Origin of the sequence: Dyadobacter sp. LHD-138, from assembly GCF_030929615.1 — a bacterium.
Taxonomy (GTDB): Bacteria; Bacteroidota; Bacteroidia; order Cytophagales; family Spirosomataceae; genus Dyadobacter.
Map to the genome: position 1 here is coordinate 121,525 of NZ_JAVFVU010000004.1, position 23,823 is coordinate 145,347.

Here is a 23,823-nt window from a genome sequence, read left to right on the forward strand (position 1 = left end):
CATCCTGCCAGCTTAAATATATTACTTTCGCCGTCTGGCTATTTATCCGAAAACGAATAGATTAAGGCCAAACGAATCTTGTATTAAAAACATTAATTTCATTTGCAATGAAAAAAAATATTCTTGTTTTCACAGCTTTATTTTTCTGCCTGATTACATTCGAAGGTATGTCTCAAAATAAATCAAAAGTTATTGCCCACCGCGGCGCCTGGAAAAACACCGGAGCGACAGAAAATTCAATAGCAGCGCTTGAACATGCGATCAAACTGGGCTGCTATGGCAGCGAATTTGATGTACACATGTCCGTAGATTCTGTGATTTTTGTAAATCATGACCACACCATTCAAGGAACGGATATTGAAAAAGCGACCGCACAGGAATTATCGCAGATCAAACTCGGAAATGGGGAAAGCCTCCCAACGCTTGAAGCATATCTGAAAGCGGGCAGCAAACAAAAGAAAACGCGCCTGATTCTGGAAATAAAGACTTCAAGAATTAGCAAGGAGCGTTCTCTGGCTTTGACCAAGAAATGTGTTGAGATGGTTAAAGCCCTTAAAGTTGAAAAAATTACAGACTATATCGCGTTCGATTTTGATGTTTGCCTGAAAGTAAAAGAACTGGCTCCGAAAGCGCATGTCGAATATCTTAACGGAGATAAAACGCCGACAGAAATCCAGGCAGCAAAGCTGTCCGGCACAGACTACCATTATTCGGTTTACAAGAAAAATGAAAACTGGATCGACGAATTACAGAGCAAAAAATTGGCTATCAACGTCTGGACGGTCAATGACAAACCAACAATGCAATGGTTTGTTGACAAAAAGGTTGACTTCATCACGACCAATGAGCCTGAATTGTTACTGGAATTGGTTAAATAACCCAGTTTAGTACTGCGTCGATCGGGTAAAATAAAAGTGCGCGATAAGTGAAATAGGGAGTCCAACGCCAAGTATAACGATACTGATCCCGATCATCGTAGCACCCGGTTCCATTGGCAGCATACCTGAAAATGCGATCGGAAGTACGACCAGGTTCATGACCATCCAGATAAAAATGCCATAGACAATGCCGCTTATCACACCGTGCCGGCGTAAAAAAGCAAGACGCGGATAAACGAAAAAATAGAAAAGCGTAAACATCAGTGAAATAGCAAAATGGAAGACAATACCCAATGCGGCCATTTTGATCCCGCCTTCATAAGCTGCCTTTCCAAAGGCACCACTGGCAACGGACTGAAGGATTTTCACTGCGGTGGTTTTGTCAAGAAATACGGAGTAAACAATAATGGCAAGTACGAGATCCAGCAAACCAGCCAGAAATGCTGCCAGGACAATTGTCGGGAACGGAGAACGATCATTCATAGCATTTATTGTTACTGATTTATGCAATTAAGATACAAAATATTCATCTTCTTTGAAATGTTTGTGTACAATATTTTGCACTTTTAATGTCATTCATTACAGTCGTATCATTTCTCCTTGAATCTGATCTACGGTGTTGAATATCAGTATATAAAATAGATCCTTCTTGGAGGAAAATGCAATAGATATCTGGTTTTATTTATGTAAAATTTAAGGTCAGAATCTGGTCCGCTTGTGGCACCAGATTCTGACCTTAAATTTTATCGGGAGCGCTTTTAATTCGTTTACAAAAACATGCCTCCCGAGGCTTCAATTCGTTGCGCTGTGATCCATCCTGCCTCTTTGGAACAAAGAAAGGCAACAATGCCGCCGATATCTTCCGGCATCCCCACACGTCCCAGAGCGGTGATCGAATTCATGTAACCTTCTAATTCCGGATGCGCGTCAAACGCTTTTTGGGTAAAATCGGTGTGGATAATTCCGGGCGCCACTACATTGGCGGTTATCCCGCGAGCCCCGACTTCTTTCGCAAGATATCTCGTAAATACCTCGACGGCGCCTTTCATGGAGGCATAAGCGGCGTAACCCGGTGTCGCAAACCGCGCCAGTCCCGTTGAAAGATTAACAATGCGTCCTCCGTCAGCTATGAACGGCAACGCTTTCTGAGACAGAAAGTATACCCCTTTGAAATGGATGTTCATCAGGTCGTCGAAATCCTGTTCGGTAGTATCCTTAATGGAGGAAGCACGGTCAATTCCGGCATTGTTGATTAAAAAGTCAAAAGTGGAGCGTTTCCATTTATGCAGGAGCAAGGCGGTAATATCCTCAAAGAAATGATCAAACGATTTTGAATCTGCAACATCAAGCTGTAATGCCGCAGCATTGCAGCCCATTTTTTCAATTTCTGTTACTACATCATTGGCTTCATTTTCATTACTTCGGTATACGATGATTACATCATTCCCCTTTTGTGCCAGGCTTAACGCCATATTTTTTCCTAGTCCTCTGCTGCCGCCGGTTACAAGGGCTATTTTATTCGTTGGTTCCATCTGATTTGTTTTAAATTTTGATGGAACAAAGGTAGTTTGCAGCCTATGTTCTGACTTAGCGGATTTCAAATCAGAAATTACAAAAATCAAATCTAGGCTCTAAAAGTCTTCGGTGTTAAACTGGTATGTTTTTTAAAGAGATTGTTGAAATGAGAAGGTTCATCAAAACCCAGGCAATAGGCTATTTCGGAAATATTCCAATCGGTATGTTTTAACAAAATTTTGGCCTCCTGTACAATCCTTTCCAAAATCAGTCCGGTCGTTGTTTTGCCGGTCATTTCTTTTAATACTTTGTTGAGATAATTGACATGAATGGAAAGCCGGTCGGCATAATCTTTGGCTGATCGCAGCTTAAGTTTTTGATGCGGAGGCTCTACCGGGAATTGCCTTTCCAGCAACTCCATAAACAAAGAAGAAACACGACGAAATGCGTTTGTTTCAACATGCAGCCCTGAAACCGGCTGTAATTTTTGCCCCGTGTGAATTAACTCCATCACATAATTACGAATCAAATCATATTTGTAAGTGTAGTCAGAGTCCAGCTCCTTCAGCATTTTGCCGAAAATTGCTTTTACTTCTTCAATCTGTTCCGGGCTTAGGAAAAAGATGGGATTACCTCCCGGCTGAAAAACCGGAAATTCAGAAACAGATCTCCCGATATTGCTCTGTGCAAAGAAGTCTTCCGAGAAAATACAAAATATCCCCGATTGCTTTTCGTCCAGCGAATGGTAATTGTATGGAATCTGCGGTGTAGCAAATAATAAGGCGTTATGCTCAATATCGATTACTTTATCAGCATATTCGGCTCTGTTTTTCCCGATGATCAAACTGATCTTGTAATAAGCCCTCCGGTTGTAGGGCATTTTCGTAGCCCCTGGCTCAAAGACTTCCTCAGTTTTAAAAACATTAAAATGTCCAATCTCCTTTTGAATTCGCTCGGGGATAAGCAGGGAGGCTTGTTTATAAAAATCCTGAACTGTGATGATATCTGCCATGAGATAAAGTTACAAAATTCAATTCTTAAACTTTTGTATTGCCTCCTTCATTTTTTCAATACGGTCCGTAGTGACTGGATGTTTTAGAGACATGTCGGAATTTTCTTTTAACATTTCAAATACGCTAACAACCACTTTCGGATCATACCCTGCCTTAGCCATATACTGGATGCTCAACGCATCCGCTTCAATTTCATCTTCGTCATCATACGTCATTGCCATAAAATTGCTCAGATATTTTGAAGTTTGCCTCGCTGAGTCGTGTAGGTTTATGCTATCATTTGATGTTTGCAGCAATTTAGTTTTGAAGAGTTTCTCAGACGCATGCCTGCCGATCACATGTCCGATTGCGTGACTTAAAACGGCTGCCAGATCGTCATCGGTTTTAAGCTTTTTAAACATACCCAACGTGATAAATATCTGACCACCGGGCAGCGCATAGGTGCATACGGCTTGTGAATCCGCTAGCAAGTGAAAGTCAAACTGGTAAGAAGATTTTGCAGCCGGTGAAGGTGCGACGAGTTTTCGTCCGATAGCTTTTATTTTTTTCTGCCATTGCCGGTTCGGGTATAGGCCGCCAAATTCTGCTGCCAGCTGCGGCGCGCATGCTATGCCCACCGCCACTTCCTGCTCGGGTGTCAGGCTTATCGCCTGTGCCTTGCCTGTCACGGGATTGATCTGCTTTTTTCTGAAAATGAAATGGCAGGTTATTGCGACAATCACAATAATGGGAATGATTATAAAAGCTGTTTTCGTGATTTTCATTTTAACAATTAACGGATTTTAATCCATTGCCAACGGCCAACGGATTGAAATCCGTTGCTACAAGATCGGCCTTGCCTACGGCAATTGTTCATTGTGAATGTAAAAAAACGTGCGTTTAACATAGAATCCGTTGCTATTAGATCGGCCTTGCCTACGGCAATTGTTCGTTGTAAATGTAAAGAGTCCTGCGCGTATAACACAGGACTCTTTATGGTGGAAGTCAATTAGGGTTAGCTGATTTTTGCGATTTGCAGCTGTCCGTTGGTTTCCTGCCAGGCGCGGATCACTTGGGTCAATTGTTTGTATTCGATCAAAAATCCATCGTGACCATACAAGGAATCAATTTCCTGAAAAACTGCGTCAGGGATATGTCTTGCCACAAATTGTTGTTCTGTGAGTGGAAATAACAAGTCGGATTTTATGCCCAAAACAAGTGTTTTAGCCTTTACCAAGCTCAACGCGTGCACAATTCCGCCCCGGTTTCTTCCTACATTATGAGAATCCATAATCTTGGAAAGCGCCCAGTAAGAATATGCGTTGAAACGGTTCACAAACTTATCACCCTGATATTGCTGGTACGACGATGCCCGAAAATCATCAATCTGATCCGGATTATCACGGGCTTGCGTAAAGTTGTACGTATCATAATTCCGGTAAGAAAGCAACGCCATTGAACGTGCCGCGCGCATTCCCATTTTACCGGCATCTTCATGACTTTCTTTCCAGGTCTGATCTGCTTCAATGGCCATCCGTTGCGACTCATTAAATGCAACACCCCATGGAGAATGCAGTGCATTGGATGCAATTAAAATCAGTTCTTCGAATAAATCCGGCACCTCAACCGCCCATTCCAGCGCCTGTTGACCACCCAGTGATCCTCCGATGCACATTTTAATTTTACGTATGTCAAGCTCCTGACGCAGGATTTCCAACGTTCCCACCACATCCTTAACCGTTATGGTTGGGAAATCATGGAAATATGGTTTTTGCGTAATGGGGTTCACAGACAGCGGCCCCGTAGATCCATAAGCAGATCCCAGCACGTTAACACAGATAATAAAATCCTTCTCTGAATTGAAATATTTCCCGTCACCTACCAAGCCATCCCACCATTCTGCGGCATTGGAGTTTCCCGTTAATGCATGACATATCCAGACAATGTTATCATCTTCCGGATTTCTGGTACCGTAGGTGGTGTACGATAGTTCAAAACCAGGTAGTTCACGTCCCAATTCCAATGAATAGGCATAGGGATATCTAAAAATCTTTTGTTCCGCTTGCATACGTGCCAAAGCACAAAGTTTAAATTCTACAACTATTTAATGATGCTGAAGCAGCTTTGGAAATCTGCTTCAGCACCGGTTTTATTTCTTCACAGCTTCAAAAGCCTGTTGAAGATCGGCCTTAATATCATCAATGTGTTCAATCCCAACGGATAACCTCAACAGTCCCGGTGCAACGCCTGCATCTTCCTGAGCCTTCTCGGAAAGCTGAGAATGCGTGGTACTTGCCGGGTGAATGATCAGGGTTTTGGAATCACCAACATTCGCCAAATGACTTGTCAGTTTTACTGAATTTACAAAACTATCCGCTGCTTCTTTACCTGCTTTCAGTTTGAATGAAAGCACAGAACCTGAACCTCTGGTCAGATACTTATCAGCCAGCGTTTTGTACTTATTGCTGGCAAGGCCAGGATAATTTACAAATTCAACATCCGGGTGTGCTTCAAGCCAGGTCGCTACGGCCAGTGCATTTTCGCTCTGACGCTCCACACGAAGTGTCAAAGTTTCCAGTCCCTGAAGTAGTAAAAAGGAATTAAACGGACTCTGCGACGGTCCCCAGTCACGTAATCCTTCCACACGGGCACGAATAATAAACTGAATATTTCCAAAAGGCCCATTTTTACCGAAAACGTCATTAAATACCAAACCGTGGTAACTTGGTGAAGGCTCGGTAAACTGTGGATATTTTCCATTACCCCAGTCAAAAGTACCGGCATCAACGATCACGCCGCCCATGGTCGTTCCATGTCCGCCAATCCATTTCGTAGCCGACTCAACCACGACGTGCGCGCCCCATTTGATCGGCTGGCAAATAGCACCGCCTGCACCAAAAGTATTGTCAACTATAATCGGTAAATCATATTTTGCGGCCAGCGCAGAGAAAGCTTCAAAATCAGGAACACTGTAACTTGGGTTACCGATTGTTTCCAGATAAATCGCTTTGGTTTTATCGTCAATCAGTTTTTCAAAACTTGATACGTCGTCACCATCGGCAAAACGTGCTTCTACACCAATATTTTTGAAAGAGTTTTTGAACTGGTTATAACTTCCTCCGTATAAAAAAGAAGTCGTAACGAAGTTATCACCAACGGTTGTAATATTATTGATGGCGAGAAACTGTGCAGCATGACCGGATGCCACACCCAAAGCCGCCACACCGCCTTCCAGTGCGGCAATTCTCTTTTCGAAAACATCCGTCGTCGGATTCATGATCCGGGTGTAGATATTGCCAAATTCTTTCAACGCAAAAAGATTTGCGCCATGTTCAGAGTTATTGAAAGTGTATGAGGTTGTCTGATAAATGGGTACTGCACGGGAATTTGTAACCGGATCCGGTTCCTGACCTGCATGTAACTGTAATGTTTCGAACTGATAAGTGGTGTTTGACATAACTTTTTTGAAAGGTTTATTTGTGCGGCAAATATTTAGTAATGACAAAAGATCCTGAAAAACCAGCAAAATTTCCTGACTGAAATAACACGCAGGAATCGCCTTGAAAAGCTTTGCTTGTCAAATGAAGATATGAGAATAAAGCCCTCCGGCTGGCGGAATTTTCTTGTAATAAGTTCATGCGCGTTTGATTTTATATCTCCTAAAATAGCTTAGGTGGGAATTAGCACCTTTCTCCGACGCAGGAGTAGGTTGCCAGAGGTTCGTAGAGCCCATTCTCTCGCCTCTTCTTTATAAATCAACCGCTGAAATGTGAAGCGAATTGACTTGATGTTGCAATAATAAGCCCGGAAGCCGGGAAAACCAAATATCACGTTTAAAATTTCCCCGAAACAAAAAAACGGAAATACCTGATTCATCGTCTTTTTTGGCTTTCCCTCATTTTCACTTCCAGCCTTCATCCCTTTATTCTATCTTTGCAGAAAGTATCTTTTTATGGCCATACATTATCGTTTCGACAAAGAAAAATCTTCCAGAAAACCTGGGATTACTCCGCTAAAAGAGGCGATTGATCAGATGTTGGACCGCTACAAACTAAGAAGCCGGTTTGATCAGTCGTATGTCGTGGCACATTGGGATAAAATTATGGGGGCAGCCATCGCTTCCAGAACCAAAAATATCTATATCAAGGACCGTATTCTGTTTCTTCAGATTGAATCGGCGCCTTTGCGCAGTGAACTTGTTCGCGCCAAATCCAAAATTATTGAACTCATCAACCGCGAAATGAAATCTGATCTGGTATCCGATGTTGTTTTTATTTAAAACTGATCACGCGTCGTTTCGCAATTTAGCTGCACACCAACCGCATACCCTGCACTGCCCAATTTATACATATGCCCACCATACAAATTCCGCCCTTTTTACAATCAGGTGATAAAATAGGGATTGTTGCACCTGCAAGCTGTATCCGTTACGAAGACATACTTCCGGGAATAAGTCTGCTGCGTGACCAGTGGAAATTAAAGATTGTTGAAGGAAAAACTTTAAAATCCGCTTACAACCAGTTTTCAGCAACCGATGCTGAACGTCTTGAAGATCTGCAAACGATGCTCGATGATTCTTCCATCAAAGCCGTTATTGCTGCACGCGGTGGCTATGGTTGCTCCCGGATTATTGATAATATTGACTTTACAAACTTTATCAAATCGCCGAAATGGATCGTCGGGTTTAGTGACCTGACTGTTGTTCTTACTCAGTTGTATCAGCTGGGTTACGCAGGTATACACGCGCCCATGGTAAAATCCATGACACTTGAAGGGGCTGAAAAAGGGGCTGAATCTTTGCGGCAGTTGTTGTTTGGCGAACTTCCGGGCTATTCTGTACCGCCTCATGCTTTCAATAAAACAGGCAGCGTCGTGGCAGAAATGGTTGGTGGGAATCTTTGTATACTTACCCATTTGATCGGCTCGCCAACCCAGATTGATACGGAAGGCAAGATTCTTTTTATTGAGGATGTTAACGAATATCTTTATAATCTGGACCGTATGATGATCCAGCTGAAACGGGCAGGGAAACTGAGCCATCTGGCCGGACTGATCGTGGGTCAATTTACGGACATGCGTGACAATTCCAGTCCGTCCTTTGGAAAAACGGCTTATGAGATCATTCATGAACACGTTGCCGAATACGATTATCCCGTTTCGTTTGACTTTCCGGTAGGCCATGTGGCCGATAACCGCGCCATCGGTGTCGGAATGAATGCTTACCTTGATGTAAATAACGATGGTGTGGAGCTGCACTTTTTGTCATCGGCTCCCACGATTATATAAATCAGTATTGTAGAATGAATACTTTTCAGAATAAAGTAGTTTGGATAACGGGCGCATCATCAGGGATTGGAGAAGCCATCGCGATGGCATTTGCCAAAGAAGGCGCAAAACTGGTGTTGACAGCAAGAAGACGGGAAGAACTTGAAAGAGTTAAAGTACGCACGCGACTGCCGGATTCTTCCGTGCTGATCCTGCCCATGGACGTGACAGAATTCGATCAGGCCAATGTGGCCGCTGCCAAAATCATCCAGACTTTCCAGCGGATCGACATTATGGTCCACAATGCGGGTGTGAGCCAACGCTCTTACATCAAGGATACGGATCTGGATGTTTACAGAAAATTAATGGATGTCAATTTTTACAGCACCGTAGCATTGACAAAAGCCGTTTTGCCTTACATGATCCAACAGCAAGGCGGGCATTTTATTATCATTAGCAGTGTCGCCGGAAAAATCGGCACGATCATGCGGTCGGGGTATAATGCTTCCAAGCATGCTTTACACGGTTTCTACGATTCATTGCGCGCTGAATCTTATCACGACAATATCAAAGTAACAACCGTTTGTCCGGGTTATATCAGAACAAATGTTTCTGTAAATGCACTGAACGAGAATGGAAGCAAATTCGGTAAAATGGATGTCAACCAGGAAAACGGAATCGCTCCGGAAGAATGTGCCAGACAAATATTAAACGCCGTCAAAAAAGATAAAAAGGAAATCTATATCGGAGGCCTGAAAGAGGTTGCCGCGATCTATCTGAAAAGGTTTTTTCCGAGTCTGTTGTTTGACCAGGTGCGTAAAAATATTCCGGAATAGCAGAGAGGTCAAGTTTTCAAAACTTGACCTCTCTGCTATTCCGTTATTTTGAAAACTATATTTTCGAAATAACTCTTTGTCTTACAGCTTCGTATAATACAACTGAGCTCGCAACGGAAACATTTAATGATTCAACCTGGCCATTCAATGGAATTTTTGCGCCACTGTCAGCCAATAGTAAAAATTCCTTTGAAATTCCGTCTTCTTCTGAGCCCATGATGATTACCGTAGGAATAGAAAAGTCGATATCGTACAATGACTTATCTGTTTTTTCAGTACAGGCAATGATCTGTAATCCGCTGTTACGTAGATACAATAATGTTTCGTATAAATTAGGCTCACGGCAAACCGGGAGGAAATTCAACGCTCCGGATGAAGTTTTCATCGCATCCGCATTGATCTGCGCTCCACCTTTCGTTGGAACGATTAATGCCTGCACACCAGCACATTCTGCTGTACGGGCGATCGCTCCGAAATTGCGGACATCCGTTACACGATCCAATAACAACAACAACGGTGTTTTTCCATCTTCATAAACCTGCGTCAATACGTTATGCAACGGCATGTATTGAATAGGCGATACGAAGGCAATCACACCCTGGTGATTTTTTCTGGTAACTCTGTTTAGTTTCTCTACCGGAACGCGCTGATAAGGAATTCCAAGCTCCTTAGCTGTTTTTTCAATTTCATTAAGACCTAGCTCTCTCTGAATAAATAAACGTTCGATCTCTTTGCCGGAGCGTAAAGTTTCCAGTACAGATTGTGTACCAAAAACCATGTCGGCCTGTGACGGACGAGGGGCGGGCTTTCTTAGCGTATAGTTCCGTTTCTCCATGCTTCTACAATAGGGTACCAAATTGGCTGATATTCGGCATAGCGAACGAGCTCATAATGGTCATCTACAAATTGATTTGTTCTGCGATTAAAAGTAAAATTAACATTCTGTGCGTTAGCACGTTGATCATATGTCCAAACCTCCCGGTCTTTGCTGCGCTGCACTTTATCCGGTGGGCCAAGAACTATAAAGATCATTCCTTTATCTGTTTTCCAGCCTTCTTTATAGCTGGTAAACAATTGGTTGGCTTCTTCAACACGGTTGTAAAAAGATCTGATAGACTGCTGCGCCAGTGGTGCATTGCCATTCATCAGTGTAAGCCAGTATTTATCGAGTGCCTTTTTGAATTCTTCTGCTTTTTTGATTTCACTGATCTCCGTATTGGTGCTCATGTAAACGAGTGGTTCCAGCAACAATTCGGGTTTTGTAAGTTTTGGAAATCTTTCATTTACAACCAGTAAGCCCAATCCCTCAGATTGCGTCGTGTCCGCAAAAATATTGTACAGGCCTTCCTTTGTAAACTGGATTGTTTCGTTGGTATTGATACTAAATGTGCTGTCAATCGTTAATGATTTTGAAACCGTTTTGGGTGTCGTATTCATCGGGGAACCCGCCGCTTCAAAGCTGTGTCCGTAATAAAACACATGCAAGGTACCTGGCTGCTGGTTCAGTCTTTTTACGGTAAATGAAGTGCCCGAATTAATGTAGTGACGTTGTATGGGTTCGGCGCTAGCGGCCGTGTAAATGCCGTATAATTCGCTGGCCGATTGTTTTTTGAAGTGAATCGTGAGATCATTAAGTACTTTTTTCAAAGTTCCGGTCTGGCTGATTTCACTTAACAATACACCAGTTTCTTTGTTTGGACTTTTAATATCAAAACCAATAACAATTTTGTCGCCCAGTTTTGAAACATTGTTTGAGTCAAGTTTTACATTGCCATAACCCAGACGTTCGCGCGTCCCGTAATCGGAATAAATGACGTAGTTGAGGTTATAAAGCCTGGTGAAGTCTCTAACTGAGATCGAATTTTTGCCTTTCAATGCATCGACATACAGGAACACCCGCGTCTGCGTCGTATCCTTAGCCAAATACTTGCTTTGAATAGCCACAAGCGACAGCTCTTCGGGTGCAGAAACTGTTTCAGGGTTAGACATGCGCACTTCTGCCTCAGGTATTTTTTTCATTGTCTTGTTGGCGGATGAGCATCCCGCAATAAACAATGCTGACAGCAGAGAAAGGTAAATTCTAAAAGTTGTTTTCATATACCAGAGGTCTTCATTTGTCAAATAACGAACGAAGCAGCAAATTTACCCAATAAAAACGGAAGAAAATTATTATTCTGATTTCTTGCTGCTCTGATTGGCACTTTTTATTTGATTTTCAATGGCATCCCACTGTTCTTCACTGACTTCTTTCAGGAAATTGAACTGACCGGCAGACAAAACTTCACCGCCGTCCAGGGTGATTACTTCACCTGTGACATAGGAAGAAAAGTCAGAAACCAGATAAGCTGCCAGGTTGGCAAGCTCCTGATGGTCACCCACGCGTTGCAACGGAATACGGTTTTCAAACGAAAACTTCTCGGCCAGTTCTTTCGGAAAAAGCCGGTCCCAGGCACCTTTGGTAGGAAACGGTCCTGGCGCAATGGCATTAAGCCGGATGCCGTGACTGGCCCATTCAAAAGCCAGTGATTTGGTCATGGCCAATACACCTGCTTTCGCCATGGCCGAAGGTACAACCCAACCGGAGCCGGTCCAGGCATAGGTGGTGGAAATATTTAAAACGGTTCCCTTGATGTTATTTTCAATCCAGTACTTGCCAAGCGCCAGTGTAAAATAATAAGTACCGCGCAAAACGATGTCAACAACCGTGTCGACGGCTTTATAGGAGAGGCGTTCGGTCGGGCTGATAAAATTTCCAGCCGAGTTATTGACCAGCACATCAACTTTACCAAATTGTTCGATCGCTTTGGTTATTACATTTTCAATTTCTTCGGTTTTTCGCACATCGCAGGCAATCGCTAAAACTTTGCCACCTGTTTCGGTTTCCAGCTCGCTTGCCGTTTTTTCCAGCACCTCCAGGCGACGGCTGCAAATCACGACATTGGCGCCAAGTTTTAAAAAATAGGCAGCCATGGATCTTCCTAAGCCAGTTCCGCCACCGGTTACAATAATTGTTTTGTCATCCAGGGCACCTTCCCGTAGCATTCCTTCTTTGTAGGACATATTCAGTTAAGATTGTATTGTCGACGGTTGAAAGCGGTCCGCCGCGCGGTTAAAAAATAGCTTTAAAATGTCAGGATTTGAAGTTGGGCAAGCGCTTTTCGGATTGGGCTTGAAAGGCCTTATGCAAATCCTCCGACAGGAGCATTGCTGCGTTCCAGGTTGCCATATATGCTAGTCCGTCTGCAACAGAATGGTCGCGGCTGTGATTTAGTATATGTTTTGTTCCGCGCACTGAAACCGGCGATTTCGCAGCGATTGTTTTTGCAACGGCAGCTACCTTTTCGAGAAGGACATCCTTGCTTTCGAAGCTTTTATTAACCAGTCCGATTTTTTCAGCCTCTTCTCCGAATACCTGCCGACCTGTGAAAGCCATTTCCCGGACCATTCCCTCGGAGATAAGCTTTGGTAACCGCTGCAGTGTTCCCAGGTCTGCAACCATGCCCATGTCAATTTCTTTGATTGAAAAATAAGCTTCGTGCGTTGCATAACGCATGTCGCAGGCGCTTACAATATCAACACCCGCTCCAATGCACCCACCGTGAATCGCTGCAATGACGGGTTTACTACAATTTTCAATCGCGTTAATCGGACTTTGCAGTTCCAAAATCAGTTTTCTAAGTTTTTCCCGTTTTCGCGCATCACAGGTTTCTGCTATGTTTTGGACGGACAAGAGTAGCGATAAGTCTATTCCCGAGCAGAAATGTTTCCCTTCGCCACTGAGCATGATAACCCTTACGTCGTCATTTTCGTCTAAGGCTTCAAAGATTGATTTTAACTCATGCCATGCAGTTTGATTCAATGCGTTGGCTTTTTCCGGCCGGTTTAGTTTTACATAGCCAATGTCGTTTTCAATGGTAAGAAAAATTGTTTCGTAATTCATTTTTAGCTTGTTGATGAAGTGTAATGCCTTGTTATTGTGTAAATTTAATGTTGATGAAGTGTAGGTAGTATGCATGCATACCAATGCAAATATATTATTTAGTTCTAATAATTTAAGTTATTGCAAGAAAAAATTTTAATTAAAAAAGAATAGAATTAATTGTATGGACACGGTGAAAGATGTCATGAACGAACTCGCTTCGCTTGGCGATGAGTCCGTAGTAAAAATGTTCAAGAGCCACGGTGCACATGAACCCATCTATGGTGTCAGGGTTGGTGATATGAAGAAAATCCTGAAAAGGAATAAAAATAATCATACACTGGCTTTGGCACTTTACGAAACGGGGAATTCTGACGCGATGTACCTGGCAGGATTGATGGCAGATCCGTCGTTAATGACGATATCCTTGCTGGACGCGTGGGTTAAACGGGCTAACTGGTACATGATCAGTGAGTATGCTGTGGGCTGGGTGGCTGCTGAGAGTCCTTATGGCATGGATGTAGCCCGGAAATGGATCACCTCAAAGCATGAAATGATCGCAGATGCTGGCTGGGCGGTGTGGAGTAACTTATTTAGGCTGATGCCGGATGAAAAACTTGATAAAGCTGAAATCGAAAATTTACTTGATCATGTCGAGAATGAAATTCATCATGCACCCAATCGGGTTCGTTACGCGATGAATGGATTCGTGATAGCGATGGCTGCACATTACGAGCCGCTGGCAGATCAGGCTTTCGCGGTAGCAGAAAGAATAGGGAAGGTCCGTGTTAATTTGGGGGAAACCGCATGCAAAGTCCCGTTCGCTCCTGATTATATCAAAAAAACCTGGGCTGCGGGTAAACGTGGAAGCAAGCGAAAAACCGTTCGTTGTTAACGCCTAAAAAGAAATCAGGAAACCGGTTTAAGGAATCCTGATACTGAAATTTATGCTGTTACTTACTGTTGTGCAAGGAGATATAGTGCCGCCATTCGCACGGCTACGCCATTTTCTACCTGGTTCAAAATAATCGAATGGGATGAATCGGCAGCGTCTGAGGAAAGTTCAACGCCACGGTTGATAGGGCCCGGGTGCATCAATACGATCTCTTTGTCCAATTCATCAAGCATTGCTTTTGTAATGCCAAAATAAAGCGAATATTCTCTCAACGAAGGGAAATACTTAATTTGCTGTCTTTCAAGCTGGATACGAAGCACATTGGCCACATCACACCATTGAAGCGCTTCCTTCACATTATGACCGATTTTTACACCTAAATCTGCCAGATGTTTCGGGATCAGTGTGGCTGGTCCGCAAACCATTACTTCCGCGCCCAGTTTCTGCAAACAGAATATATTGGACAAGGCTACCCGTGAATGCAGGATATCTCCGATGATGGCAATCTTTTTACCGGCCAGATCTCCAAGTTTTTCCCGCATGGAAAAAGCGTCGAGCAAAGCTTGCGTTGGATGCTCGTGTGTTCCGTCACCAGCATTGATTACGTTTGCAGGAATGCGGCTTGAAAGATAATGCGGAGCACCGGGACTGCTATGGCGCATGACGATCATATCGACTTTCATGGCCAGGATATTGTTGACGGTATCAAGCAAAGTTTCGCCTTTTTTTACCGAGCTGCCCGAAGCTGAAAAATTAACAACATCAGCTGAAAGTCTTTTTTCGGCAAGCTCAAAGGAGAGCCTTGTACGGGTGGAATTCTCGAAAAAGACGTTGGCTATGGTAATGTCTCTAAGGGACGGTACTTTCTTGATTGGCCTGTTAATTACTTCCTTGAATTGGGTGGCAGTATCTAAAATGGTATGAATGTCATTCTCGTTCAGGTTTTTAATTCCAAGTAAGTGCCGAACTGAAAGTTTTGTCATTGCGTCTGGATAAGAAAGTTTTGCAAAGATAATAAGGAAGCGCCCAAACAGAAAACCGAATGCGCGGAAAACTTTGATTATATGCCCACGGCCAAAGAACGGCGCTCTGTTTCAGTATGCTATAAAAAGTTTTTTAAGTAACCCTTTTTAAAAAAATGAATAGAATAATTTTGATATTTACTATAAAAGTATTAAATAGTCGCCGTGTAATTTGTTTAGAATAAATTCTAGCAGTAGTTTTGGTTCGGTAAATGGATTTCACAGCATTTGCTTTCATATCCTCCTCATCATAAGTATCATCAATTGAATTTGCTGGGTTCGTTTTTTCGCAAGAAGAAACAAATGTTTTGTTCGACTATCGCCGAATGGTTTTGATGATGTTTTCTCATTTTTTTTCAGTGCCTGACGATACTTAATTTCTATCGGGTCCTTTTTCTAAGATTTTTTTGAGGACAATTTTTTTACCCTCATGGATTCTTTACGCCCTGCCCCTAGAAAAAAATGTTTCGGACGACAGGCATTTTCTGTCACAATTACCACTAATTATGAATTTTAAATTTTACGTTCCGTCTTTATTCCTGATTCTGCTGGCCACTTCGGCTTCTTTTGGTCAGGCAATAAAAATAGCTTTTCCTTCTACCCGTATCGTCATTCAGCGAGATCAGACCAATAAAGCAAAGATTAATATTACCGGTACGTTTACCAAAGCGGTTGACCGTATCGAAGCCCATTTGAAAACACGGACAGGGGAGGCGGGGACCGAAGTGGCGTGGACAACCATCAGTTCCAATCCGACTGGCGGTGTTTTTTCCGGTAATCTTACGGCCATCGGAGGCCGATATGACCTGGAAGTAAGGGGGATGAAAAACAATGTTCAGATCGAAGCGCCGGTTGTTATTGAGCGCGTTGGTGTGGGAGAAGTGTTTTTCATTGTGGGCCATTCCAATGCGGCTGGCGGATCGAGTCCGAGTGTAGGTGCTGCAAACGATATGGTCAGTTCGATCAACCCGAAAGCTATTGATCCTGTGAAATATGATAGATATTTTTCTACGGGGAATCCGGATCTTTTGCCGCCGATGATCTTTTCGCAGCTTTGCGGCGAATGTGGTATGGCCCCGGGTGTAAAAGATATCTCCTTCTTCTGGGGAAAACTGGGTGATTTATTGGTAGACCAGTTGAAGGTTCCGATTTTGTTTTACAGTGCGGCATTTGGAGGGACGAATATGGAGCAGACCTACATGGCTGCTTATGATATTCCATTCACACATTCGTTCGTAAATTATAACATCAGAATGCCCTACGTGAATATCCGGAATGGATTTAAAAATTACGTGCCGCTAACAGGGCTTCGTGCAATTTTGTCCGGACATGGTGTGAACGATCGATTTGTGGCCGATCCGGAAAATAGTTTCAAGAAAAACAACAATGGTGTTATTGCCAAGACCCGGAGCGAATCCGGTTATAATGAATTGCCATGGATGGTTGCAATTTCGGGCTGGGATGGTGACGGCCGTATATATGCACTTGAAAATGCGCAGCGATCCATTATTCTCACTACCCCCAATGTTTGGGAGGGTGGAAAACTGAATGACATTGATAACAGTGGAAGAAATGCTGATAAAGTGCATTTTAACGTAGCCGGGCAAAATGCTGCTGCGCAAAAATGGTTTGATGCGATCGTCAGTACTTCAACCAATTTTTTAGCGAATTCCAAACCCCTGCTTGCCAAAACCCCTGATTTGCCATCTCCGTTGCCGGTAACGCTGGTGAAATTCAAGGCTAAAACTTTGGAAAATCAAAGAAACCTGCTTGAATGGTCTACCACGGCGGAAACGAATAATGACTATTTCGAGGTTCAAAGAAGTAATGATGCGCAGGCTTTTGAAACAATCGGTGTCAGAGAAGGCATGGGCGATACAAAAACGCTTGTTGATTATGAATACACCGATGAGAAACCATTTAAAGATATTGTTTATTATCGTTTAAAACAGGTTGATTTTGACGGCACCTTTGCCTATTCCCGTATCATTGCGGTGATCAAAAAAGAAGAGCAACACGCAGATTACATTTTCCCGAATCCAACCGGAAGTACGGTTGAAGTAGCTGCCGAAGGATCGGACGTTACGGAAGTGACAATTATTGACAGTAGAGGAAGAATCGTTTTAATTGAAAAATCGCCAAGCCAGATCGACGTTTCGAGTCTGAGTAAAGGAGATTATATTGTCCAGGCTAAAACACAAAGCGGGCGTACAATACGTAAGAAAATGATCAAGCTCTGATACTCATTTTTGTTGTCAGGCATTCGGGTTATCAAATCAAACGGATTTGATAACCCGATTTTTTGTGGGGTGGTTTAAGTAAGAAATCCTGATCTTCTGAATAAATTGTCTTAATTATGCAAAGAGAATTAAAGAATGGACAGTATGAATAAACAGAGGTTGATCGCGTACATGAAAGGACTTTTGGACGAACGGATGCAGGTGGCCTGGGAAGCGATGGAGGCGGCCCAGGATTCGGCAAACGATCAGAGCAAGAGTTCGGCGGGGGATAAATATGAAACGGCGAGGTCTATGGGGCAGCTCGATCGCAATATGCACGCAAGACAATATGAGCAGGTGCGGCAGGAAAGAGTTTTACTGGAAAGGATTGGTGAAACAGAAACAAGTCCAAGAGGAGCCGTTGGCGCTTTGCTGGAAACGACGGCGGGCTGGTTTTTTATCTCCGTAAGTCTGGGGGCTGTGAAATTTGATGACCAAACGGTGCTGGCGGTTTCCTCGTCTTCGCCCGTAGGACTTTCGTTTTTGGGTAAAGAAGCAGGGGCGGCATTTCAGTTTCTGAATAAACCGCACAAGATTACGGCGATATATTAATTTGGCTTTCAGCTGTCGGCAATCGGCTGTCAGATTATGGATACTGAGCAATTGTGTTCATTGTCCAAATATTGACGGCCGATTGCTGAGAGCCGACTGCTTTTACGCCATATTGTGATAAACGCGCTGAACGTCGTCGTCTTCTTCTATTTTTTCAATCAGTTTTTCAACTTCTGCAACTTCTTCGTCCGTCAGTTTTTTAGTATCACTCGGAATACGTTCGAAGTCAGCTTCTACGATTTCGAAACCGTTTTCTTCAAGGTAATGCTGCAATGTGCCAAATGAAGAGAATTCTCCATAAATGTTGATCTGGTTGGTTTCTTCGTCGAGGAATACTTCTTCACCGCCTACATCGATCAATTCAAATTCCAGTTCTTCCACATCTTTAGAGCCGTCATTCTTAACCTTAAAGATACATTTGCGGTCAAAAATAAAATCCAGCATGCCCATGGTGCCAAGACTTCCACCCAGTTTATTAAAATAACTGCGGACATTTGCAACGGTACGAACCGGATTGTCGGTGGTGCTTTCAACAAGGATCGCAACCCCATGAGGGCCGTAGCCTTCATAGACGATTTCCTTGTAATCGGCCTGATCCTTTGAAGTTGCTCTTTTAATAGCGCGCTCAACCGTTTCCTTAGGCATGTTTGCAGCTCTTGCATTTTGAAGCAGCACTCTGAGGCGTGCGTTGGTAGCCGGATCAGCCGTTCCGCTTTTTACAGCAAGAACAATATCTTTTCCAATGCGGGTAAATGTTTTGGCCATTTTGTCCCAACGCTTAAACATGCGCGCTTTTCTATATTCATAGGCTCTTCCCATGCGTATTCTACTTAAGTTTTAATAGGTTTAAATTCAATACAATTTACCAGTCTCCAAAGCCAGGTCTTAAAACGCCGTGCACTGTTAATAATCTGCAATTAACTTGTGGTTGGTAACGGTCAGAAATTTAGCTACTTAGCTAAATTTCCGTTGATTTGGCGACTGGCCTCCGGTTCAAATAATTTGTAAATTTACAAAAGACTGATAAACTCAGGCAAAAATAAGAAGCTTTCAATCTCTTTTACTTAAAAATGGATCTAAAATTAAAATGGAGTCTTAAAACTTTTGATGAACTGACCAATCATGAATTGTATGAAATATTGCGGCTGAGAAATGAGGTGTTTGTCTTGGAGCAGCACTGTGTATTTCTTGATCAGGATAATAAGGATCAGCAATGCCATCATCTGGCTGGTACGGACAATGGACAACTGATGGCCTATGCCCGGATCGTCCCTGCCAATCTATCGTATGAATTTCCTTCCATAGGAAGAGTTGTAGTTTCTCCGCTGGGCCGCGGAAAAATGTATGGCGTTGCGTTGATGAAGAAATCCATTGAATCCATTGAAGCGTTGTACGGACAGCAGACCATTCGGATCGGTGCTCAATTTTATCTGAAAAAATTTTACGCCTCATTTGGTTTTAAACAATCCAGTGAAATATATGATGAAGACGGGATAGACCATATTGAAATGACTCGGGAGCCTGTTTTGGGGAATAATGAGTGTTAAATCCGGTCAATATGTGGAATAATTCAGCAAAAATGTCAGACATCCGGTCAGAATTTCATACTTGTAATGTTTTATAAATTGGTTAGAATTTAATTATAGATAGAAAATTTATTCAAATACCATTATATTGTACCTAATACATAAATGTTTATACCTGAAAGAGGTTCGGATGAAGTTGTGGCATAGATATTTTATATTTAGAAGTCAGTCAAGCAAATTACTGCCTGTAACTGACGCCTGTCAGCATAACACAGTAATTTTGACGAACACTGATAGAGGAGGGTTTACGTGGAATGGCCTACTGTAATGCGGTAGGCCATTTTTTTGTGCCTTATAGATTGGTTTGGTTGTAGAATTGGTGTTCTTTTGTAAACTTTTATGTAAATAAAGAATTCTATACATGACTAAAGTTACCGAATTTATTAGCCAGGCTCAGGGCAAGACGCTCTTTTCAATAGAAATTATACCTCCTGTTAAAGGTCAAAATATTAATGAATTATTAAATGGAATTGAACCTCTGATGGAGTTTAAGCCACCCTTTGTGGACGTGACCTACCATCGGGAGGAGTTAATCGATATTAAGGGCCAGGGAGGATTGATCCAGCGTATTCCGGTGCGCAAGCGTCCGGGCACCGTGGGGATATGCGCCCGCTTAATGGAAAGATTTCGCGTAGATGCCGTTCCGCACGTTATTTGTGGTGGTTTTACAAAGGATGAAACGGAGGATGTCTTGTTTGATCTCCATTATTTAGGCATCGATAATGTTTTGGTGCTTCGCGGTGATCCTGAAAAATCAGCGGGCGTATTCAAAGCTAAACTGGGCGGCCACACCTATGCTTCTGAACTGGTCACGCAGGTTGATAATATGAATAAAGGTATTTTGCTGCACGCCGAGACCGAGGCAGCACATACGGATTTTTGCATCGGTATTGCCGGTTATCCTGAGAAACATTTCGATGCGCCGGATCTGGACACTGACTTTACACATCTGAAAAGAAAAATAGATCTGGGCGCTAACTACATCGTGACACAGATGTTCTTTGACAACCAGAAATATTTCCGGTTTGTGGACAGATGCCGTGCGGAAGGTATTACCGTACCGATTATTCCGGGCTTAAAACCTTTGGCAACCAAAAGACAACTGACGGTTTTGGCAGACATTTTTCATCTTGAATTTCCGGCAGAACTTGTCAGGGAAGCTGAAAAATGTGCGACCGACAAAGAAATAAGACAACTTGGCGTGGAATGGAGTATACAGCAATGCAAGGAATTGATAGCTTATGGCGTTCCAGTTCTGCATTTTTATACGATGGGTAAGTCGGATAATGTTGCGAAAATAGCCAAGGAAGTTTTTTAACTATTCAAGGCATACAGCAGTACCATTGGCGCTAACCATTAGCATTGAACCGTTACTGCCAATGGTTTCAAAATCCAGATCAACCCCGATGATGGCATGGGCTCCCAGGCGCTGGGCTTGTTCCATCATTTCGCGGAGTGCAATACTTTTGGCTTCGCGAAGGCTCTGTTCATAAGCCCCTGACCGTCCGCCAACTACATCCCGAATACCTGCGAGAAAGTCTTTGACGACGTTGGCACCGATGATGGCTTCCCCGTTGACCAGTCCGATATATTTGATTATTTTTTTGCCTTCGATGTTTGGAGTAGTAGTTACCAGCATATAAATCTTGACAGTTAAATAGAAAGGATGTTAAGTTAATAACGTTACGGGGCACAATTTACAGTATTTTCGTGTCGGGACAGCATAATTACTATTTTAACGGTCAAAGGTTGGTGTAGCCAGCTTGCTGACATTTTGAGTGGCTATTTAAATTAAACATTTTATGACCAACACAAAAGATTCGATCAATCACATTATTCGTTCGCGGCGCAGTATTTTTCCGCCAAGTTATATTGAAAAGGAAATCCCGCGTGAAATTATCGATACAATTCTTGAAAACGCCAATTTTGCTCCAACACATAAATTGACGGAACCCTGGCGTTTCACTGTTTTTACGGGCAAGGGGCTTGAAAAACTAGGAGATTATATGGCAGAAGCTTACAAAGCCAACTCCAGCCCAGAAACCTTTTCTCAGGCAAAATACGACGGCACCCGGGCAAAATCATTAAAGTCAGCCGCTGTTATTGCCATTGTTGTTGAACTCCACGAAGAAAAAATCCCTGAATGGGAAGAAGTTGCAGCAACCGCCTGTGCGGTGCAAAATATGTGGTTAACGGCCACGGCAAACGGTATTGGTGCTTATTGGAGCAGTCCGAACGTAACCGAATCTTTAAGAGCGTTTTTGGGGTTAAAGGAAAACCAGAAATGTGTCGGGTTCTTTTACATGGGTTACCATAATCTTGGCGAAATGCCGGCCCGCCGGACGCCTATCGAAGACAAGGTTACCTGGGTTGATTAACGGCCAGTCTTTTATAGCCAGCAGGCATGGGGATTTGCTCCATGCCTGCTTTTAAAACTTTATCTTTAATACAACCGCCCCATATTATCGTGTCCATGACTGTCCTTCGCGTAGCATCTGTTTCCAAAAAATTCGATACAAAAACCGTTTTAAAAGATATTTCTCTTGCACTGAATCCGGGAGAATGGCTTGGGATTTTGGGCGAAAGTGGTTCAGGCAAGAGTACCTTATTGCGTATTCTGGGCAGATTTGTGGACGCTGACGAAGGCGATGTATATTTTCAGGAGGAACCCGTTCCTTCTGTACGCGGAGAACTTATCCCGGGACATAATTCGATTAAGCTAATTCACCAGGAATTCGAGCTTTTTCCGAACCAGACGGTCGAAGAAAATATTTCCTATTCATTGCGTTTTTATGAATTGGAATACAGAAAGCAAAAAGTAGAGGAATTACTGACGATAACAGGACTGATCCATATCAGAAATCAAAAGGCGAAACTGTTATCCGGCGGAGAAAAACAGCGTACAGCCATTGCCAGGTCGCTTGCCGAGCAACCGGATGTTTTGCTGCTGGATGAACCGTTTGCCCATTTGGACAACAGAAATCGCAGGATACTGGCCGAAGCCATAGAGCAGATGCGGCAGGAACAGCAGATGGCCTGTATGTTTGTAACCCACGAAGCGGCCGATGCGCTGGCCTGGTCTGACCGGATTGCCGTGCTGCGGGAGGGTGCAATTATTCAGATTGGAACGCCGCAGGAAGTCTATAACAAACCCGTTAACAGCTATGTAGCAGAACTGACTGGCGATATTAACTGGCTAAATACCGAAGGTGAATCAAAAAAATCTTTTATCCGGCCAGAGAAAATAAAACGAACCAAATATCCTGAAAAAAGTAAATGGACAGGTATCGTTGAGGCGATCCGTTTCCATGGCAATCATTGGGAGATCCGGTGCACCAATGAAAATGGTTTGCTGGTATTTTACAGAAACAGAAAAGATATCGAGGTTAATGACCTGGTTTATCTGACTTATGCTGAAAAGGATGTGATGACTTTATGATGACGTTCTTTTGGTAAATGAACCCTTAGAGGATTCCGTCTATCTGATTCTCATCCTAATCTATGAAGAACGACGACTCTGTTCGATCTTGTCATTCTGGATCAATGACTTTATTCCCAAGACCCACTAATAAAAACGCTATTGAAGTTATAAATTTTTTCATATACTTTGGTTTTGATTAGTTCCACATATTTGTACCATAAAGAATGGATACATTTATACGCGTTCTCCTAAATTTATTGAATGCAATAGGGTCATTCAGTTGTAGTCTTTCTCCATCACAATAATATTGATGCTGATTCGTGGAACTAAATAGACCACTCTGTACTTCAATTACTTGCCTGTTGTTGTAGTTATATAATATGATTCCGTTTGTTCCAGGCCCCCCGATAAATTGTTTAAATTGACGGTTAAGCCATTTTAAATTTTTTATTGGGTCTTTGATACCACAAACAATATTTTCACCTTGCTTGGTAGGACTATCGTCGGAACAAGAAAGCAATATGCTTGTGACGAGTAAAATAAAAATTTGGAACAGTGATTTCATAGAGATTACTTTTTAATGCTGATATAATTAGACACATCAGTAAGTAAAAAGGTTGTAACTATTTCTGTATTTTTTATGAATATTTTTTAATGTTTCAA

25 protein-coding genes and 1 riboswitch are annotated in these 23,823 nt (G+C 42.8%); of the genes, 11 read left to right on the forward strand and 14 right to left on the reverse strand.

The genetic code is table 11. The features are described from left to right. Window positions 1-107: 107 nt before the first annotated feature. Window positions 108-878 carry a glycerophosphodiester phosphodiesterase family protein gene (locus RB622_RS03285; RefSeq protein ID WP_308045078.1) on the forward strand — a complete coding sequence of 257 codons (771 nt, stop codon included), beginning with the start codon at window positions 108-110 and terminating at the stop codon, window positions 876-878. A 6-nt stretch (window positions 879-884) separates the two neighbouring features. Here RB622_RS03285 and RB622_RS03290 read toward each other — a convergent pair whose 3' ends face one another. The 6 genes from RB622_RS03290 to RB622_RS03315 form a co-directional block, all read right to left on the reverse strand. Then, the gene (locus tag RB622_RS03290) at window positions 885-1,361 is read right to left on the reverse strand and encodes a DUF1440 domain-containing protein (RefSeq protein ID WP_308045079.1); all 477 of its coding nucleotides are present in this window, start codon (window positions 1,359-1,361) and stop codon (window positions 885-887) included. A 284-nt stretch (window positions 1,362-1,645) separates the two neighbouring features. Beyond that, on the reverse strand, window positions 1,646-2,410 hold the full coding sequence (locus RB622_RS03295; RefSeq protein ID WP_308045080.1) for an SDR family oxidoreductase: 765 nt from the start codon (window positions 2,408-2,410) through the stop codon (window positions 1,646-1,648). A gap of 92 nt (window positions 2,411-2,502) precedes the next feature. Then, complete coding sequence (locus RB622_RS03300) at window positions 2,503-3,405, reverse strand: helix-turn-helix transcriptional regulator (protein ID WP_308045081.1); 903 nt, start codon at window positions 3,403-3,405, stop codon at window positions 2,503-2,505. A gap of 18 nt (window positions 3,406-3,423) precedes the next feature. After that, on the reverse strand, window positions 3,424-4,170 hold the full coding sequence (locus tag RB622_RS03305; RefSeq protein WP_308045082.1) for a M48 family metallopeptidase: 747 nt from the start codon (window positions 4,168-4,170) through the stop codon (window positions 3,424-3,426). Window positions 4,171-4,400: 230 nt separating this feature from the next. Continuing rightward, window positions 4,401-5,453 (reverse strand): homoserine O-acetyltransferase, encoded by a 1,053-nt coding sequence (gene metX, locus RB622_RS03310; protein WP_308045258.1) that lies wholly within the window; start codon window positions 5,451-5,453, stop codon window positions 4,401-4,403. A gap of 81 nt (window positions 5,454-5,534) precedes the next feature. Further along, the gene (locus RB622_RS03315; protein WP_308045083.1) at window positions 5,535-6,842 is read right to left on the reverse strand and encodes an O-acetylhomoserine aminocarboxypropyltransferase/cysteine synthase; all 1,308 of its coding nucleotides are present in this window, start codon (window positions 6,840-6,842) and stop codon (window positions 5,535-5,537) included. A gap of 190 nt (window positions 6,843-7,032) precedes the next feature. Next, window positions 7,033-7,142: riboswitch (SAM riboswitch) on the reverse strand. A 195-nt stretch (window positions 7,143-7,337) separates the two neighbouring features. On the opposite strand from RB622_RS03315, the gene RB622_RS03320 reads away from it, so the two are divergent. From RB622_RS03320 to RB622_RS03330, 3 genes are all read left to right on the forward strand, one after another. Next, window positions 7,338-7,664 (forward strand): DUF721 domain-containing protein, encoded by a 327-nt coding sequence (locus tag RB622_RS03320; protein ID WP_308045084.1) that lies wholly within the window; start codon window positions 7,338-7,340, stop codon window positions 7,662-7,664. Window positions 7,665-7,735: 71 nt separating this feature from the next. Then, window positions 7,736-8,671, forward strand: a complete 936-nt coding sequence (locus RB622_RS03325; protein ID WP_308045085.1) for an LD-carboxypeptidase — start codon at window positions 7,736-7,738, stop codon at window positions 8,669-8,671. A 14-nt stretch (window positions 8,672-8,685) separates the two neighbouring features. After that, a complete protein-coding gene (locus RB622_RS03330; protein ID WP_308045086.1) occupies window positions 8,686-9,486 on the forward strand; it encodes an SDR family oxidoreductase in 801 nt (266 codons plus the stop codon). Window positions 9,487-9,541: 55 nt separating this feature from the next. Here RB622_RS03330 and rlmB read toward each other — a convergent pair whose 3' ends face one another. The 4 genes from rlmB to RB622_RS03350 form a co-directional block, all read right to left on the reverse strand. After that, entirely contained in the window at window positions 9,542-10,321 is a 780-nt protein-coding gene (rlmB, locus tag RB622_RS03335) for a 23S rRNA (guanosine(2251)-2'-O)-methyltransferase RlmB (protein WP_308045087.1), read from the reverse strand. After that, the gene (locus RB622_RS03340) at window positions 10,297-11,505 is read right to left on the reverse strand and encodes a GWxTD domain-containing protein (protein ID WP_308045088.1); all 1,209 of its coding nucleotides are present in this window, start codon (window positions 11,503-11,505) and stop codon (window positions 10,297-10,299) included. Before RB622_RS03340 ends, rlmB begins: the two co-directional genes overlap by 25 nt. A gap of 150 nt (window positions 11,506-11,655) precedes the next feature. Then, the gene (locus RB622_RS03345) at window positions 11,656-12,546 is read right to left on the reverse strand and encodes an SDR family oxidoreductase (RefSeq protein ID WP_308045090.1); all 891 of its coding nucleotides are present in this window, start codon (window positions 12,544-12,546) and stop codon (window positions 11,656-11,658) included. A gap of 70 nt (window positions 12,547-12,616) precedes the next feature. Further along, window positions 12,617-13,426 (reverse strand): crotonase/enoyl-CoA hydratase family protein, encoded by an 810-nt coding sequence (locus RB622_RS03350; protein WP_308045091.1) that lies wholly within the window; start codon window positions 13,424-13,426, stop codon window positions 12,617-12,619. 163 nt (window positions 13,427-13,589) lie between these two features. Between RB622_RS03350 and RB622_RS03355 the strand changes: the two genes are divergently transcribed. Next, entirely contained in the window at window positions 13,590-14,300 is a 711-nt protein-coding gene (locus RB622_RS03355) for a DNA alkylation repair protein (RefSeq protein ID WP_308045092.1), read from the forward strand. Window positions 14,301-14,362: 62 nt separating this feature from the next. Here the strand turns inward: RB622_RS03355 and RB622_RS03360 are convergent, their stop codons facing one another. After that, entirely contained in the window at window positions 14,363-15,283 is a 921-nt protein-coding gene (locus RB622_RS03360) for an aspartate carbamoyltransferase catalytic subunit (protein ID WP_254411615.1), read from the reverse strand. Between the two features lie 545 nt (window positions 15,284-15,828). Between RB622_RS03360 and RB622_RS03365 the strand changes: the two genes are divergently transcribed. Beyond that, window positions 15,829-17,562 (forward strand): T9SS type A sorting domain-containing protein, encoded by a 1,734-nt coding sequence (locus RB622_RS03365; protein WP_308045093.1) that lies wholly within the window; start codon window positions 15,829-15,831, stop codon window positions 17,560-17,562. 144 nt (window positions 17,563-17,706) lie between these two features. After that, window positions 17,707-18,153 carry a transcription elongation factor gene (locus tag RB622_RS03370; RefSeq protein WP_308045094.1) on the forward strand — a complete coding sequence of 149 codons (447 nt, stop codon included), beginning with the start codon at window positions 17,707-17,709 and terminating at the stop codon, window positions 18,151-18,153. Between the two features lie 102 nt (window positions 18,154-18,255). Here the strand turns inward: RB622_RS03370 and RB622_RS03375 are convergent, their stop codons facing one another. Continuing rightward, window positions 18,256-18,972 (reverse strand): YebC/PmpR family DNA-binding transcriptional regulator, encoded by a 717-nt coding sequence (locus RB622_RS03375; protein WP_308045095.1) that lies wholly within the window; start codon window positions 18,970-18,972, stop codon window positions 18,256-18,258. 251 nt (window positions 18,973-19,223) lie between these two features. On the opposite strand from RB622_RS03375, the gene RB622_RS03380 reads away from it, so the two are divergent. Both RB622_RS03380 and metF read left to right on the forward strand, forming a co-directional pair. After that, entirely contained in the window at window positions 19,224-19,700 is a 477-nt protein-coding gene (locus RB622_RS03380; protein WP_308045096.1) for a GNAT family N-acetyltransferase, read from the forward strand. A gap of 400 nt (window positions 19,701-20,100) precedes the next feature. Continuing rightward, a complete protein-coding gene (gene metF, locus RB622_RS03385) occupies window positions 20,101-21,057 on the forward strand; it encodes a methylenetetrahydrofolate reductase [NAD(P)H] (protein WP_308045097.1) in 957 nt (318 codons plus the stop codon). Here the strand turns inward: metF and RB622_RS03390 are convergent, their stop codons facing one another. Continuing rightward, the gene (locus tag RB622_RS03390) at window positions 21,058-21,378 is read right to left on the reverse strand and encodes a heavy metal-binding domain-containing protein (protein ID WP_308045098.1); all 321 of its coding nucleotides are present in this window, start codon (window positions 21,376-21,378) and stop codon (window positions 21,058-21,060) included. It lies immediately after the preceding gene. A gap of 163 nt (window positions 21,379-21,541) precedes the next feature. On the opposite strand from RB622_RS03390, the gene RB622_RS03395 reads away from it, so the two are divergent. Together RB622_RS03395 and RB622_RS03400 are read left to right on the forward strand one after the other, a co-directional pair. Then, window positions 21,542-22,117: a nitroreductase gene (locus tag RB622_RS03395; protein ID WP_308045100.1), complete on the forward strand. Its 576-nt coding sequence runs from the start codon at window positions 21,542-21,544 to the stop codon at window positions 22,115-22,117. 95 nt (window positions 22,118-22,212) lie between these two features. Continuing rightward, the gene (locus RB622_RS03400) at window positions 22,213-23,178 is read left to right on the forward strand and encodes an ABC transporter ATP-binding protein (RefSeq protein WP_308045101.1); all 966 of its coding nucleotides are present in this window, start codon (window positions 22,213-22,215) and stop codon (window positions 23,176-23,178) included. 178 nt (window positions 23,179-23,356) lie between these two features. On the opposite strand, the gene RB622_RS03405 is transcribed toward RB622_RS03400, so the two are convergent. After that, window positions 23,357-23,725 (reverse strand): hypothetical protein, encoded by a 369-nt coding sequence (locus RB622_RS03405; protein WP_308045102.1) that lies wholly within the window; start codon window positions 23,723-23,725, stop codon window positions 23,357-23,359. Window positions 23,726-23,823 lie beyond the last annotated feature (98 nt).

Bases quoted from the DNA above. Each gene is read 5' to 3' on its own strand.
- RB622_RS03320 (WP_308045084.1), top strand. From the start codon at position 7,338: ATGGCCATACATTATCGTTTCGACAAAGAAAAATCTTCCAGAAAACCT.
- RB622_RS03380 (WP_308045096.1), top strand. From the start codon at position 19,224: ATGGATCTAAAATTAAAATGGAGTCTTAAAACTTTTGATGAACTGACC.
- RB622_RS03405 (WP_308045102.1), bottom strand. From the start codon at position 23,725: ATGAAATCACTGTTCCAAATTTTTATTTTACTCGTCACAAGCATATTG.
- RB622_RS03365 (WP_308045093.1), top strand. From the start codon at position 15,829: ATGAATTTTAAATTTTACGTTCCGTCTTTATTCCTGATTCTGCTGGCC.
- RB622_RS03345 (WP_308045090.1), bottom strand. From the start codon at position 12,546: ATGTCCTACAAAGAAGGAATGCTACGGGAAGGTGCCCTGGATGACAAA.
- rlmB (WP_308045087.1), bottom strand. From the start codon at position 10,321: ATGGAGAAACGGAACTATACGCTAAGAAAGCCCGCCCCTCGTCCGTCA.
- RB622_RS03370 (WP_308045094.1), top strand. From the start codon at position 17,707: ATGAATAAACAGAGGTTGATCGCGTACATGAAAGGACTTTTGGACGAA.
- RB622_RS03315 (WP_308045083.1), bottom strand. From the start codon at position 6,842: ATGTCAAACACCACTTATCAGTTCGAAACATTACAGTTACATGCAGGT.
- RB622_RS03375 (WP_308045095.1), bottom strand. From the start codon at position 18,972: ATGGGAAGAGCCTATGAATATAGAAAAGCGCGCATGTTTAAGCGTTGG.
- RB622_RS03330 (WP_308045086.1), top strand. From the start codon at position 8,686: ATGAATACTTTTCAGAATAAAGTAGTTTGGATAACGGGCGCATCATCA.
- RB622_RS03395 (WP_308045100.1), top strand. From the start codon at position 21,542: ATGACCAACACAAAAGATTCGATCAATCACATTATTCGTTCGCGGCGC.
- RB622_RS03285 (WP_308045078.1), top strand. From the start codon at position 108: ATGAAAAAAAATATTCTTGTTTTCACAGCTTTATTTTTCTGCCTGATT.
- metX (WP_308045258.1), bottom strand. From the start codon at position 5,453: ATGCAAGCGGAACAAAAGATTTTTAGATATCCCTATGCCTATTCATTG.
- RB622_RS03305 (WP_308045082.1), bottom strand. From the start codon at position 4,170: ATGAAAATCACGAAAACAGCTTTTATAATCATTCCCATTATTGTGATT.
- RB622_RS03390 (WP_308045098.1), bottom strand. From the start codon at position 21,378: ATGCTGGTAACTACTACTCCAAACATCGAAGGCAAAAAAATAATCAAA.
- RB622_RS03360 (WP_254411615.1), bottom strand. From the start codon at position 15,283: ATGACAAAACTTTCAGTTCGGCACTTACTTGGAATTAAAAACCTGAAC.
- metF (WP_308045097.1), top strand. From the start codon at position 20,101: ATGACTAAAGTTACCGAATTTATTAGCCAGGCTCAGGGCAAGACGCTC.
- RB622_RS03340 (WP_308045088.1), bottom strand. From the start codon at position 11,505: ATGAAAAAAATACCTGAGGCAGAAGTGCGCATGTCTAACCCTGAAACA.
- RB622_RS03350 (WP_308045091.1), bottom strand. From the start codon at position 13,426: ATGAATTACGAAACAATTTTTCTTACCATTGAAAACGACATTGGCTAT.
- RB622_RS03295 (WP_308045080.1), bottom strand. From the start codon at position 2,410: ATGGAACCAACGAATAAAATAGCCCTTGTAACCGGCGGCAGCAGAGGA.
- RB622_RS03400 (WP_308045101.1), top strand. From the start codon at position 22,213: ATGACTGTCCTTCGCGTAGCATCTGTTTCCAAAAAATTCGATACAAAA.
- RB622_RS03290 (WP_308045079.1), bottom strand. From the start codon at position 1,361: ATGAATGATCGTTCTCCGTTCCCGACAATTGTCCTGGCAGCATTTCTG.
- RB622_RS03325 (WP_308045085.1), top strand. From the start codon at position 7,736: ATGCCCACCATACAAATTCCGCCCTTTTTACAATCAGGTGATAAAATA.
- RB622_RS03355 (WP_308045092.1), top strand. From the start codon at position 13,590: ATGGACACGGTGAAAGATGTCATGAACGAACTCGCTTCGCTTGGCGAT.
- RB622_RS03300 (WP_308045081.1), bottom strand. From the start codon at position 3,405: ATGGCAGATATCATCACAGTTCAGGATTTTTATAAACAAGCCTCCCTG.